Genomic DNA, 13,531 nt, shown 5'->3' with positions numbered 1-13,531 from the left:
GTGATCCAATAGGTTCTAAAAAATACGCAAGAGCAAATAAAAAAGCAGTTACAAATTAATGCAACTGCTTTAACCAAGGGTGGAAGACCGGGTTCGAACCGGCGACCTCCTGAACCACAATCAGGCGCTCTAACCAGCTGAGCTACAACCACCATGTAATTTTGGGACTGCAAAGTTAATGGCATTCATCAATTTTGCAAAGCACTTAGTCCCTTGTAAATAATAATCTTTCACCTTTTTTAGTTTCATCCAATTGGCCTTTGTGATAGGCCCTGTGCCCCGAAACAAGGACAGTATCAATTTTTGAATGAAAGATTTGCCCTTCAAAAGGCGACCACCCACATTTCGCCAGGATATTTGATTTCTCCACCATCCAGGTTGAGCTGGTGTCGGCGATCACCAAATCAGCAAAATAGCCCTCTCTGATAAAGCCTCGTTTTTCAATTTGAAACAAAATGGCCGGATTATGACACATTTTTTCCACTAGCCGCTGCATGCTTATTTTGCCCTCCCGCTGTTTTTCAAGCATCGCCACTAACGAATGTTGAATCAACGGCCCCCCGGAGGGTGCCTTGAAATAGCTATTTTGTTTCTCCTCCCAGGTGTGGGGCGCATGATCAGTAGCCACCACGTCGATGCTGTCTTCCAACAAAGCTTTCCATATCTGTTCCCGGTCGCTTGCCTTTTTCACAGCCGGGTTCCACTTAATAAGTGTCCCTTTACTCGCATAGTCTTCATCCGAAAACCAAAGGTGGTGAATGCACGCCTCAGCCGTTATTCTTTTTTTTGCCAGGGGAATTGAATTATCGAACAGCGCCGTTTCCTTTCCGGTAGAAATATGCAAGATGTGTAGCTTGGTGCCATGCTTCTTTGCCAAGCCTACTGCCATGGATGAAGAGAGGTAGCAAGCTTCTTCACTTCGAATGAGGGGGTGGCACTCGATAGGCACATCTTCACCATACTTATTCCTGAATATTTCAGTGTTGGCTCTGATAGTGGCTTCGTCTTCGCAGTGCGTTGCTATGAGCATGTCTACCTTGCTAAAAAGACCTTCCAGCACCTGCGCATTGTCTACCAACATATTACCTGTGGAAGAACCCATAAACACCTTGATGCCACACACATTCCGGTGATTCGTTTTTAATACTTCCTCCAGGTTGTCGTTGCTGGCTCCCATGAAAAAAGAATAGTTGGCCAGAGATGTTTGCCGGGCAATTTCATATTTGTCCTCCAGCAGCTGCTGAGTTAATGCGTTGGGCACCGTGTTGGGCATTTCCATAAATGATGTGACTCCCCCGGCCACAGCCGCCCTGGCCTCGGTATAAATGGTAGCCTTATGTGTGAGGCCCGGCTCACGAAAATGCACCTGGTCATCGATTACCCCAGGCAACAAGTATTTGCCGTCGGCATCTATCACCTCGTCAGCGTCATCAGTCAAGTGCGAACCTATCTTTTCGATATACTGCCCCTTCACCAACACATCTGCGGCACGTACCTTACCTTCGTTCACTATATTTGCATTTACAATCAGCTTCGTCTTCATAAGATGGACTATTTGATGTGCAAATTTACATTTATATACCCAAACAGGGGCCTCTGGCATGATAGATAACAAAAATTTTATGGAGGAGTCGGCTGGCTTCGAGTCGTTCAAGCTGAACAAGCAGCTCCTGAACGCTATCGCCGATCTGGGTTATAAGTCACCCACTCCCATTCAAGCCAAGGCGATACCCGTGGCGAACGCAGGCCACGACCTGTTCGGCATAGCGCAAACCGGCACGGGCAAAACAGCGGCCTACCTGATCCCCATTCTTTTGAAAATCAAGTATGCGCAAGGCAACGACCCGAGGGCACTCATTCTGGCACCCACCCGGGAGCTTGTGATGCAAATCGAGGAGAATGCCCGAAAGCTGGCCACCTACACCGACCTTCGGGTAGTAGGCCTCTATGGGGGAAAAGGGCCAAAGCTTCAGATTGAAGAGTTGAAAAAAGGTGTGGACTTGATCGTGGCCACCCCCGGTCGGTTCACAGAGCTCTATCACGCAGAGGCTATCCATCCACGCCAAATTAAGACGCTCGTGCTGGATGAAGCAGACCGCATGATGGACATGGGGTTTATGCCGCAGATAAGGAAGATACTCGAGGTGATTCCCGTCAAGCGGCAAAACATGTTGTTTTCTGCCACAATGCCCGAAAAAGTAGTGAAGCTCTCAGAGGAGTTTCTGGAGTTTCCTCAAACAGTTGAAGTGGCTCCTCAGTCGAGTACGCTCGAAACCATTGAACAGCGGGTGTACCTCATACCTAACTTCAAGACGAAGATCCACATGCTCAACTGGTTTCTGCATCAAACAGAAGCCATCGACAAAGTCATCATATTCACCAAAACGAAAGACACTGCCAACAACCTTTATAAATTTATACACCGGAAAATCAATCCATCTGTAAAGGTGATCCATGGCAATAAAGACCAGAATGCCAGAATCAATGCTTTTGAAGCCTTTAAAGCTGGCGACAGCAAAATCCTGGTAGCTACGGATGTGAGCTCAAGAGGCCTCGACGTGAGCATGGTAAGCCATGTTATCAATTTTGATGTGCCAGTGTTGTATGAAGACTATGTGCACAGGATAGGACGAACAGGGCGAATTTACAAAGCAGGCTCAGCCTGGACTTTTGTTAACCCGGCTGAGGAATATCACCTTCGCAAAATAGAGGAGCTTATCCGAAAACCAATTCCCGTACACCGCTTGCCCAAAGATTTGATCGTTGAGGAGACCCCGTTCGAAGAGCAGCAGGACATGGCCAGGGAAGTGGATCATCAGAAAAGAAAAGATGACCCGGATTTCAAAGGTGCCTTCCATGACAAGAAGCATCCGAAAGGTCAATTTAAGAAGCCCGCTCCCAAAAAGAACAAAAGGAAAAAACGTTGATCTGCGTATCGGCAGAATTCATCGAAGAATTTGGGTGGTTCATCTAATCGAAAATTTTGTTTGAAGTGAAAAGCATACATTTGATACAGAAAGATGGATAAGTCTTTCTTTCCATAGCTGGTTGAAAAGATCTTGGGGGATGTGGCTTTGCCGATCCCTCAAGTTGTTTCTAGCCCACACTAAAAAGGCCCTTGAACTTCCGTTCAAGGGCCTTTTGCATTCTTTTCGCACCGTTTGCTTGTGACTCCGCTAGTCTAGTTTAATCCGCTCTTCCCTGTTAGCCACTTCCCAGGCAGTAAAGAAAACCAGCTTTGTGATAACGGTCATCTTGTCGAACGCAATTTTCTCGATCGTATCGGTGGGGCGGTGGTAATCGGCGTGGACACCATTAAAGTAGAAAATAATCGGCACGTTGTTCTTTGCGAAGTTGTAGTGGTCAGAGCGATAATAAAACCGGTTTGGGTCGTTCTCGTCGTTATAAGTATAGTCCAGCGCAAGGTTGGTGTAGTCTTTATTTGCCTTCTCCGAAAGCTGGTGAAGATCCTGCGACAACTTGTCCGAACCAATCACATAGATATAATTCTCATTGTCCAAATGAGCGTCATCTACCCTGCCTATCATGTCAATATTCAAATTGGCAACGGTTTTACTCAGCGGCAGCACCGGATGATCCGTGTAGTACTCCGACCCGAGAAGGCCCTTTTCCTCACCTGTCACCGTCATGAATAATATGCTTCTGCGGGGGCCGTTGCCTTTCTTTTTTGCTTCGCTAAAAGCCTGAGCTATTTCCAACACTGCACTCGTACCTGATCCGTCATCGTCTGCACCATGGTAAATAACATCGTCTCTTTTGCCAAGGTGGTCGTAGTGGGCCGTCACGACCAGCACCTCGTCTTTCTTGTCAGTCCCTTCCAGAAACCCAAGCACATTCTCAGTTATCACCTCCTCGGTGGTTCTTTCTGCCTTAAAGCTGATACTAGCCATCGGTTGCTCTGCGCCTGAAGCACCCTCCATCAACTCTTCAATAGATAAGCCAAAGAAACCGTTTGCAGCATCGGGCGAAACAATGAAAACAAAAGGGCCTTCGTTGCTGCTATCTCCCTCACTACTAAGGCTTAAACGTGAGGCTGTAATATAGTTCTTGTATCGACCGACTACAGTTTTAAATTGACCATCCGATTCGCCGCCAAATACAAGGAGGCCCCTAACGTTGGCTTCGGCAAACTGCCTCCTGATGGATGTCCACGATCTGCTATCCTGGCTTCTCACGGCAACAATTTTATTATAGAAAGCCCCATTTTTGACAATGCCAGAGGCCTGCCCCAAATCACCAATAAAAACAACCTCAGCGGTCACTTCGTCGGAAGTACTGGCAGAGCCAAAATACAACAGGTCGGTTCCGTTCTCCAGCTTTGTCGCACCTGCTTTTACATAAACATCAGTCCATTGAGATTTTTGCAGCGGGAAACGCTGAAAGTAGGATTTTGAGTTGGCCTCTGGAACAATTGGTTGTAATCCATATTGCTTAAACTGTGACTCAATAAAAGCCGCCGCCTTTCGCTGACCTTCGGTGGCTGTTTCCCTACCCTCCAGGCTATCGGAAGTTAACACTTCGAGCCGGGCATAGAGGTCTTCTTTGGTGATGGTCTTCGAGATTTTTATCGCCTTTTTATCCTGGGCAAATGCAGCTAAGCTAATTACCAGGGCGAGCACAAATAATGAAAATTTTTGAATCATGATTGCTTTGGGTTACCCGGGGCAATTTTATTCTTTTCGGGTAAACCTTCCATACCTATTCCACATTTTATTTGAAAACCGGAACAAAATATCTTCACATTAAATTATACCTTTGCAGTCAGAAATAAGGTTCATATCACTACACATTTTCAGAGGGTAACTTAATGAAGATCAACGTTAACCAAAGGGTTAGTTTTGAGAGTCGCCATCACGGCAAAGATGATCAAGAGCTGGCCACAATGCTTCAAACTGTTGGAGTGTCGTCTATTGATGAATTAATCGATCAAACTGTTCCAAAGAAAATTCGACTGGAACGGCCGCTGCAACTTCCGGCGCCAAGAAATGAGTATCAATTCCTGAACGAATTCAAGCAACTGGCTGCCGGCAACAAGGTATTCAAGAGCTATATCGGCATGGGGTATTATAATTGCGTGGTGCCTGCCGTTATTCAGAGAAATATATTGGAAAACCCGGGCTGGTACACAGCCTACACTCCCTATCAGGCAGAGATCGCCCAGGGACGTTTGGAAGCACTTATCAACTTCCAAACTGTGGTATCTGATTTGACAGGCATGGAGATCGCCAACGCCTCCTTACTGGACGAAGGTACCGCAGCGGCCGAAGCCATGACCATGCTGCATGAGCTAAGGAAAAAATCGAGAAAAGACGCCCATAAATTCTTTATCGATGAAAATACCTTCCCACAAACGATCGACTTGCTCGTTACCAGGGCCGAACCGCTGAACATTGAGTTGGTTGTTGCTCCGTTTTCTTCTTTCGATGTTACCGACACTTCATTCTACGGGGCCTTGCTGCAGTATCCGGATGCTAATGGCGAGGTGAAAGACCTGACATCTTTTATCGCCGCAGCGAAGGAAAACGATTTGATGATTGCGGTAGCTACAGACCTTCTGAGCCTCACGCTTCTGACATCCCCCGGCGAAATGGGCGCTGATGTGGTTATCGGCAGCAGCCAGCGCTTTGGCGTGCCAATGGGCTACGGCGGGCCGCATGCTGCTTTTTTTGCTACAAAAGACGAATACAAAAGGCAAATTCCTGGCAGAATCATTGGTGTGTCCGTAGACAAGGAAGGCAACAAAGCTTACCGGATGGCTCTCCAAACACGAGAGCAGCACATCAGAAGAGAAAAGGCCACTTCCAATATTTGCACAGCCCAGGTTCTATTGGCCGTTATGGCTGGCATGTATGCCGTATATCATGGTCCACACGGCCTGAAAGAAATCGCCGCAAGAGTCAATGGCTTGGCGAGACTGCTAAATGCTGGATTGGCTCACCTTGGTTTCAAGCAGCTGAATGCCGAGTTTTTTGATACCCTTAAAGTAGAAGCAGCAGGTAAAAAAGAAGCTATCAAAGCACTTGCAGAATCTAAAGGGGTAAATCTTAGGTACTTCTCTTCCGACCACGTGGGCATCTCCCTGGATGAAACCACCCAGCTTGAAGACCTGAAAGTCGTTTTTTCCATCTTTAGCGAAATAGCAGTTAAACCAACTTCAGGATTTGATTTTGAAGGCCAGTCGAGCAATGTGGACGTGAGCTTCTCTTCGGCTTTGGAACGCAAAAGCGACTATCTTACCCACCAGATTTTCAATGTGCACCACACGGAGCACGAGCTGCTTCGCTACATGAAATGGCTTGAAAACAAGGATCTTTCTCTCGTGCATTCCATGATTTCCCTTGGCTCGTGCACAATGAAGCTCAATGCCACATCGGAAATGATTCCGGTAACGTGGGCCGAATTTGGGAACATTCACCCATTTGCTCCGGCAAGTCAGGTAAAAGGCTATCAGCAGTTGGTAAACGAGCTTTCGGACTGGCTAAAAGAGATCACTGGCTTTGCGGCAGTTTCTTTGCAGCCAAATTCTGGCGCACAGGGCGAGTATGCCGGTTTAATGGTAATAAGGGCTTATCATCAGAACAGGGGCGACAACCACCGCAACGTGGCGCTTATTCCTTCGTCAGCGCATGGCACCAACCCAGCCAGTGCGGTAATGGCAGGTATGCAGGTGGTGATAGTAGCTTGCGATGAAAAAGGAAATATCGACCTGAATGACCTTCAAACCAAAGCTGAAAAACACAAAGACAATCTGTCGGCGTTGATGGTGACCTATCCATCCACTCACGGTGTGTTTGAAGAAGAAATCATAGATATCTGCGACATTATCCATCAAAATGGTGGACAGGTGTACATGGACGGCGCTAACATGAATGCCCAGGTTGGTCTGACTAGTCCGGCACGCATTGGCGCTGACGTTTGCCATCTCAACCTCCACAAAACATTCTGCATACCTCATGGCGGTGGCGGACCCGGCATGGGGCCGATTGGTGTTGGGGCTCACCTGGCTCCCTTCCTTCCTGGCAACCCGGTGGTAAAGGCAGGCGGAGACAAAGCGATTACGTCTATTTCATCGGCACCCTACGGCAGTGCCAGCATCCTCACTATATCGTACGCTTACATAGCTATGATGGGAAGTGAAGGATTGACGAATGCGACAAAAATGGCGATTCTTAACGCCAACTATATCAAGGAGCGATTGAAAGGGGATTACAAAATTCTCTATACAGGAAAGAATGGCAGGTGCGCTCATGAAATGATCGTAGACTGTAGAGAGTTTAAGCAGTTCGGAGTCGAAGTAGAAGACCTGGCGAAAAGACTGATGGACTATGGCTTTCATGCGCCTACCATGTCGTTCCCGGTGCCCGGCACCATGATGATTGAACCAACAGAGAGTGAGTCAATTATTGAGCTGGACAGGTTCTGCAATGCAATGCTCAGCATAAGGGAAGAAGTGAGGGAAGTAGAAAAAGGTCTGGCAGACCGTGAGATCAACGTGCTGAAAAATGCACCACACACCCAGAAAGTAGCGCTGGCCGAAGTATGGCAGCTGCCTTACAGCAGGGAAAAGGCAGTATTCCCTCTTGAATACGTGAAAAACAGCAAATTCTGGCCAAGCGTGAGCAGGATTGACAACGCCTATGGCGATAGAAACCTTTTCTGCAGCTGCATTCCAATTTCAGAGTTTTCGGAAACACTGGCTGAAGCCTAAGGAACAGAAAAGGGAGTTAATCGCTCCCTTTTTTCATTTGGCAGGTCAATTGAAAACAAGGAGCAGTTGCCGAAAAAAGTTAAAAATTGTGTAATCTTGTTAGCCTGTTAATGTCAAGCATATTTTTTATAGTGCCTTCATTGAAGGGTAACATATTGTTGAAATACTAATCGCAGTAAAGATTATGGCGTCTCAAAAGGATCTTTTAGAAAAATGGTCCAGCCGCATAAAGGCAGAAAAACTTGATGAAACAATTGCAGTAGTTAAGAACGCCCTGGCTGGCTATAAAAGATTCCCAAAATCTGTCAGAGTAGCCTACTACCTCCATGGCTCTCACCTCAATGGCACCAATATTCTGTACAATACGCCGGTTGACGTAGCGATTGAGCTAACCTCGGTAACAGGCTCCAGCAAAAGCAATGAAGACCCATTTGAGGGAAAAGGCCTCACCTACAAAAGCTTCAGAGAAAACATCCTTGAAAGCATGCAAAATGCTTTTGGCGAAGGGTCGGTGCAGGATGGAGACAACGCCATTCATATCATTGGCTCTCCTAATCGCCTTCCTGTGAATGTGCTCGTGTGCTTCAAATACAAATTGGTTATCAAGCACGGAAGAGATGAAGTGGAAAAACTGGGCGTGGCATTCTACCCTAAAAAAGGGAAGGAACTCATCATCAATTTTCCAAAGCAGCACAACGCCTACGAGGCAGTGAAAGAAAGCGGCTCCCAGGGCCAGTTTCTCGCTACTGTGAGGGTTTTCAAAAACATCAGAGACCGGCTGGTGCAGATGGGCCATATGGACGAGAACAGGACGCCTTCCTATTTTCTCGAAAGCTTTATCTGCAATGCTCCTACGGGAATGTTCACCAAAGACTATACTTCTTCCATCGCCAACTTGCTCGACTTCTGGAAGAAAAATGCGTGGAGGAATTATATCACCATTGACGGCTTCAGGTCTCTTTGGGGCGACTCACCTCAATCGTGGAATGTTGAGGATGCAAAATTCTTTTTGGAGGCTATTCGTAAAGTGGGCAAAGATCCCGCTTTCTGGCAGGCAGGGTCAGATAAGTGATTACCCCTTACTTGAAGTAATTCTCCCACCATTTCTGAAAAACATATAAGGCCCACGTGGTAGCATGCGCATCGCCCGGGTTGTTGCTGTGCAGTTGTTGCCTAAGCAAAGCCAGCTTCTGAACGCTGAAAATTCCCTGCTCGTTTAACTTGTCGTCATTAAAAACAACACCGTCCAGCGTGCTTTTCATCTCATTTTGCATCCACTTTAGCAGGGGCACTTCAAAGCCCTTTTTGGGACGGTTGTAAAGCTTCTGAGGAAGAAATTCTTTAAATGCATCCTGCAAAATTCTTTTCCTTGTTCCATTGTGAATCTTAAAACTTTCGGGCAGCGCAAAAGCAAACTCCACAACTCTGTGGTCTAAAAATGGCACTCTTACCTCCAGCGCATTTGCCATCGACATCCTGTCTACTTTGGTTAGCATGTCGTCGGGCAACACCAGCTGGGTATCTGCCAAAAGAAAGCTGTTTAGTGAAGAGGATTCGTGCAGCGGAAGCAACCAACCTCCCTTGTGTCCAAGGTAAGTCTCCATAACAAGTTCTTCCTTTGCCGATGGGCTCAGGTAGTCCAGCGCCCGGCCTTCCGCCATATAGCTGGCCCATCTCCAATAACGATCTTCAGCAGAAAGTTTAAGCCCTTCTCCGTACTTACTCAACTGCCTTACCTTGTTTCCAAAAGCAGACGATCTTGATGCAGGGAGGCTTTTCCAGAGTGGGAGCAGGCCCTTTGCTACCGCATTCGAAATACTTGGCTCAACGCTTTTTTGCCAGGCCAGGTGCTTGTTATAGCCCCCGAAGAGCTCATCAGCTCCATCGCCCGAAAGAGCCACAGTTACGTGCCTTCTGGTCTCTTCACTAAGTATGTACACCGGCAGCGCTGAGGAATCCGCAAACGGCTCATCAATATTGCTAATCATCCCCTCCAGATGATTCAGTAGGTCGTCGTTCGACAACTTGAAAACATGGTGCTGTGTATTGAAATGACGAGCAACCAATTCAGCATACTCGGTTTCATCAAAAAAAGGATCATCTCTGTAACCAATTGAAAATGAATGAATACCCGGGTGCAGCTTCGAGGCAATACCCGCTATGATTGAAGAGTCGGTACCTCCGCTAAGAAATGTGCCAAGGGGAACGTCCGCAACCAATCTATTTTTTACTGCGCTGGTGAGAAGCTCTCTCAACTCCTTTTGCTTGTCGGAATAGCTTTGACGCCCAACAGTTCCACTTGCATCAAATGGAACCTTGTACCACTGTTCAACCGTCACTTCATTCTTTTTGCTCGCAATCAGGTGGCCCGGAGGCAGCTTATGGACGCCTTTGAGGATCGTCAACGGAGCAGGGATATAATTGAGCTGCAGGTAAGTTAGCAACGATTCGAATGACAACTCTTTCTGAATACCATAGCGCATAATGGCCTTCATTTCTGAGGCAAAAATCAGCTTGTCCTCGTCATAGTAGTAATAAAGCGGCTTGATCCCCAGGCGGTCTCTGGCGATAAATAGCGAACCGTCAGCTGCGTCAAATATGGCGAAAGCAAAGAATCCGTTGAGATGACTCAGCGCCTTTTTGCCAAATAATATATACAACTGAAGAAGCACTTCGGTGTCACTTTCGGTTCGGAATGACACTCCCTTTTCCTGCAGGCCCTTCCTCAACTGCTTGTAGTTAAATATCTCGCCGTTAAATATGATTTGATATCGGCCGGAAGCATCTGACATCGGCTGGTGGGCGCTTTCAGAGACATCGATAATACTCAAACGACGGTGCCCCAGCCCGACAAAATGGTCGTAAAAGAGTCCCTGATTGTCTGGCCCTCTTTTGGCGAGCGATTCAGTTGCGGCGGCCAGGTGAATCATGTTGATCCGCCCGACCTCATTAAATGCCTTAATTCCTGTTATCCCGCACATTATTTGAGCCTCTTTTCAAATGTTTGTGTAATTTTAAAGTAATTCAATGGTTCTGAAAATTCGTCAGATAAATATGTCCAAGTTAAGACCCTCTTTTGTTCTTTTCATTTTTTCCATTCTTATTCTCTCGGGCTGTGCCGGCTCCAAAAAATCCAGGGCAAAAAAGGTCGACGTCATTATTCAATCTGCCAGGTCATACACCGGAACCCCTTATAAATACGGCGGCACTACCCGGAGCGGCATCGACTGCTCGGGGCTAATACTCCGCTCATTCGAGTCGGCAAACATCCAGGTGCCCAGAACATCCAATGCACAAAGCAAAATGGGCCGAAAAGTTTCGCTGAATGACCTTGAAGAAGGGGACCTCATTTTCTTTGCCATGGGCAAAAGGAAAAGAAAAATCACTCACGTTGGTATGGTCACTGACGTCAGGGGCAAAACCGACATCCGCTTTATTCACGCCTCAACAAAACTTGGTGTGATGGAAACGAACCTAAAATCCGACTATTATTGGAAAAGGATAGTGCAAGCCCGCCGACCTTTTTGAGAATACAATTTCTTTCCTATTTTTGCAGTCCCCAATTCAAGACTTCAATGTGAGCCTGCTCTTTGCGGTTCGACGTTTCTTCTTTGGTGTTTTAATGGGGCATTAGCTCAGCTGGCTAGAGCGCTTGCATGGCATGCAAGAGGTCATCGGTTCGACTCCGATATGCTCCACTTCGATATTTAACTCAAAAGGAAGGCGCAAGTCTTCCTTTTTTTGTCCATCTTCCTTTCTAATTGTGTTCACAATTACGCCAGCTATTACTTCTGTTCATTTTTTAGAACAAGAATTCACTTCTTTTAGTAGTTTTTAGCGACTACACTGCTAATAAAATTGAAGCTTATAGCTAAACAATTGAAAAATGGGTATTTTAATTTCCAGAAACACGTAAGAGATGGCAAAGCTCAAGAACATTATCAAACAACTCTCCGATAAAGACTATCAGGCTATTTATAACAGCCTCAATGAAAGTGCGGCCGAAAAATCGGCCTCGTTGCTCAAGGGCATTAGAGAACGAAGCCTTGGCGACAACAAGATCATGGAGGAGTTGGGAGTCAACCCCAATGCGTACTATACGCTGCGGTCACGACTCAACCAGAAAATTGAAGAGTATCTGGTGGAGCAAATGGAAAACCCCCGTACTGATATTCTAAAAAAGGTAGCCAACGTGAACGACGTTGTGTTCACCAAGAAACGAGCCATTGCCCTTGCCACGCTAAAAAAATTGGAGAAAGAGCTAATAGACTACGATTTGTCGTCAGAGCTCACGGTAGTTTACAAATATCTCAAGCGCTTACACATGCACTCGCCAGAGCAGTTTAGCTACTCTCAGCTCTATAACAAACATGTGGCCTTTATGCTTGCCACCGACAAGGCTGAAGACATTCTGGCCGACTATTTTAAAAATTATGGCGACTACTACCTGACCGGAGATGAGACGTCAAAGCTGGGACTTAGTTACCTGCTCAGGGAGCTTACCAATGTGAGTGCACTTCATGATTCGCACAGGCTATATGTGTACAAGTCGGCGGTAAATATCTTTCACAGACTTTTTGTGGACGACAAGGAAAGTGAACTTAATCAGGATGAAGAGGCCATTGAGGACGTTCTCAAAAAAGTAGAAAGCTACTTCTCAGTATATACCCTTGATTCTATCTACCACCACTTATCGCTTTTGTTCGACTACCTAAAACTGGAATATTATACTCACTATCAGCTTTATAAAAAGTCAGAAGAATTTTTCGATGAGGTGAACGATGCAGTGGCAACGCTTCTGATGAACTATCCCACGTTCACTTTTTCTTCCCAGCTGCTTATCACAAAGCTGCGAAGAAGCATCCGCCTGAAAATAGAGGACACATTGGAAGAGGAGAACCAGCTTCAGTTTTCAGAATATGAGCCAAATCCTCTCAACGTACCCGCCTACATTACCTATGTCACTTACCGGGCCCTGAGTTGCTATTATGCCGGCAACTATGACGAGGCGGCTAAATGGATCAATAACTTCCTTAACGAGGTAAGCCTTAAAAAATACCCGCTTGCCCAGCTTGAAATCAAATCGGTGCTGGCCCTGCAGTACTGTATGATGGGCGACTATGACTTATTCAGTCAGCTGATGAATAGTGTTCAAAGACAGGTGAGATTAATGGGCAAAGAAAACATTGACCACGTCGTTATCTTCAACAAGATTCTGAAAGTAGCTACAAGCGAAGCAAAAAAACAGAAGGCAGATAAGATTTCGGTATTGGCGAGGAAATTCAATTCCTCCAACATTTCAGTTTATGCGCCAACCACGCTAATTAGAATGGATGAAAAATTCATAAACGACCTCAGTTCTGTGTCGGTGGTTTAGAACTTTATCTTCTCGAGCGTATCCTGTGTTAGGGGTTTGTTGATGTATTTTTTTACGTAGTTATACTTCTTCGATTTGTTAACGTCCTGAGGATTAATTGAAGAAGTAAGCATAACGATATTGCAAATATCCTTCGTCTCCACTCTGAACTTTTCAAACTCATCCAAAAATTGGAATCCGTCCATCAGCGGCATATCGATGTCGAGAAAAATGATTTGGGGGAGAATGGAATGTCCTGCCGCACCAAGCTTTTCTATATTTCTTAAAAACTCAATGGCGCTCTTGGCACCGGTGTGCACATAAATATTTTCAGATAACGTTGATGCCTCAATCATCTTCTGATTGATCAAATTATCGATCTCATTGTCGTCAATAAGCATCACTGCTTTGAATCTTGGTGCTACAGTCACTGCCATATTAAGTTA

At 46.1% G+C, this 13,531-nt stretch carries 9 protein-coding genes and 2 tRNA genes; 6 read left to right on the top strand and 5 right to left on the bottom strand.

Features of this window, described 5'->3' with window-relative positions:
• Positions 1–77: 77 nt before the first annotated feature.
• Together ACMVP2_RS11000 and ACMVP2_RS10995 are read right to left on the bottom strand one after the other, a co-directional pair.
• Positions 78–153: transfer RNA gene (locus ACMVP2_RS11000), tRNA-His, on the bottom strand.
• Positions 154–205: 52 nt separating this feature from the next.
• Complete coding sequence (locus ACMVP2_RS10995; RefSeq protein ID WP_416867740.1) at positions 206–1,543, bottom strand: dihydroorotase; 1,338 nt, start codon at positions 1,541–1,543, stop codon at positions 206–208.
• A 58-nt stretch (positions 1,544–1,601) separates the two neighbouring features.
• On the opposite strand from ACMVP2_RS10995, the gene ACMVP2_RS10990 reads away from it, so the two are divergent.
• The gene (locus ACMVP2_RS10990; protein WP_416867739.1) at positions 1,602–2,927 is read left to right on the top strand and encodes a DEAD/DEAH box helicase; all 1,326 of its coding nucleotides are present in this window, start codon (positions 1,602–1,604) and stop codon (positions 2,925–2,927) included.
• A 249-nt stretch (positions 2,928–3,176) separates the two neighbouring features.
• Here the strand turns inward: ACMVP2_RS10990 and ACMVP2_RS10985 are convergent, their stop codons facing one another.
• Positions 3,177–4,664, bottom strand: a complete 1,488-nt coding sequence (locus ACMVP2_RS10985) for a M28 family peptidase (RefSeq protein ID WP_416867738.1) — start codon at positions 4,662–4,664, stop codon at positions 3,177–3,179.
• A 164-nt stretch (positions 4,665–4,828) separates the two neighbouring features.
• Here ACMVP2_RS10985 and gcvP point away from each other — a divergent pair, with 164 nt between their 5' ends.
• Together gcvP and ACMVP2_RS10975 are read left to right on the top strand one after the other, a co-directional pair.
• Positions 4,829–7,729: an aminomethyl-transferring glycine dehydrogenase gene (gene gcvP, locus ACMVP2_RS10980; RefSeq protein ID WP_416867737.1), complete on the top strand. Its 2,901-nt coding sequence runs from the start codon at positions 4,829–4,831 to the stop codon at positions 7,727–7,729.
• 184 nt (positions 7,730–7,913) lie between these two features.
• The gene (locus ACMVP2_RS10975) at positions 7,914–8,801 is read left to right on the top strand and encodes a hypothetical protein (protein ID WP_416867736.1); all 888 of its coding nucleotides are present in this window, start codon (positions 7,914–7,916) and stop codon (positions 8,799–8,801) included.
• Between the two features lie 7 nt (positions 8,802–8,808).
• On the opposite strand, the gene asnB is transcribed toward ACMVP2_RS10975, so the two are convergent.
• Positions 8,809–10,710, bottom strand: coding sequence for an asparagine synthase (glutamine-hydrolyzing) (gene asnB, locus ACMVP2_RS10970; RefSeq protein WP_416867735.1), 1,902 nt, complete (start codon positions 10,708–10,710; stop codon positions 8,809–8,811).
• A gap of 73 nt (positions 10,711–10,783) precedes the next feature.
• Between asnB and ACMVP2_RS10965 the strand changes: the two genes are divergently transcribed.
• The 3 genes from ACMVP2_RS10965 (at position 10,784) to ACMVP2_RS10955 (ending at position 13,106) form a co-directional block, all read left to right on the top strand.
• A complete protein-coding gene (locus ACMVP2_RS10965) occupies positions 10,784–11,257 on the top strand; it encodes a C40 family peptidase (protein WP_416867734.1) in 474 nt (157 codons plus the stop codon).
• 96 nt (positions 11,258–11,353) lie between these two features.
• Positions 11,354–11,427 (top strand) — tRNA-Ala (locus ACMVP2_RS10960).
• Between the two features lie 221 nt (positions 11,428–11,648).
• On the top strand, positions 11,649–13,106 hold the full coding sequence (locus ACMVP2_RS10955) for a hypothetical protein (protein ID WP_339784317.1): 1,458 nt from the start codon (positions 11,649–11,651) through the stop codon (positions 13,104–13,106).
• Here the strand turns inward: ACMVP2_RS10955 and ACMVP2_RS10950 are convergent.
• Complete coding sequence (locus ACMVP2_RS10950; RefSeq protein ID WP_226940619.1) at positions 13,103–13,522, bottom strand: response regulator; 420 nt, start codon at positions 13,520–13,522, stop codon at positions 13,103–13,105. The genes ACMVP2_RS10955 and ACMVP2_RS10950 overlap by 4 nt on opposite strands.
• Between the last annotated feature and the right edge of the window lie 9 nt (positions 13,523–13,531).

Origin of the sequence: Imperialibacter sp., from assembly GCF_048007035.1 — a bacterium.
Classification (GTDB): Bacteria; Bacteroidota; Bacteroidia; order Cytophagales; family Cyclobacteriaceae; genus Imperialibacter.
Note: the sequence above shows the minus strand (reverse complement) of the source record. Positions and strands in the feature narration are given on the sequence as shown.

What these genes read in the sequence shown, in the direction of transcription:
- ACMVP2_RS10995 (WP_416867740.1), bottom strand. Translation starts at nt 1,543, where the DNA reads ATGAAGACGAAGCTGATTGTAAATGCAAATATAGTGAACGAAGGTAAG.
- ACMVP2_RS10990 (WP_416867739.1), top strand. Translation starts at nt 1,602, where the DNA reads ATGATAGATAACAAAAATTTTATGGAGGAGTCGGCTGGCTTCGAGTCG.
- ACMVP2_RS10985 (WP_416867738.1), bottom strand. Translation starts at nt 4,664, where the DNA reads ATGATTCAAAAATTTTCATTATTTGTGCTCGCCCTGGTAATTAGCTTA.
- gcvP (WP_416867737.1), top strand. Translation starts at nt 4,829, where the DNA reads ATGAAGATCAACGTTAACCAAAGGGTTAGTTTTGAGAGTCGCCATCAC.
- ACMVP2_RS10975 (WP_416867736.1), top strand. Translation starts at nt 7,914, where the DNA reads ATGGCGTCTCAAAAGGATCTTTTAGAAAAATGGTCCAGCCGCATAAAG.
- asnB (WP_416867735.1), bottom strand. Translation starts at nt 10,710, where the DNA reads ATGTGCGGGATAACAGGAATTAAGGCATTTAATGAGGTCGGGCGGATC.
- ACMVP2_RS10965 (WP_416867734.1), top strand. Translation starts at nt 10,784, where the DNA reads ATGTCCAAGTTAAGACCCTCTTTTGTTCTTTTCATTTTTTCCATTCTT.
- ACMVP2_RS10955 (WP_339784317.1), top strand. Translation starts at nt 11,649, where the DNA reads ATGGCAAAGCTCAAGAACATTATCAAACAACTCTCCGATAAAGACTAT.
- ACMVP2_RS10950 (WP_226940619.1), bottom strand. Translation starts at nt 13,522, where the DNA reads ATGGCAGTGACTGTAGCACCAAGATTCAAAGCAGTGATGCTTATTGAC.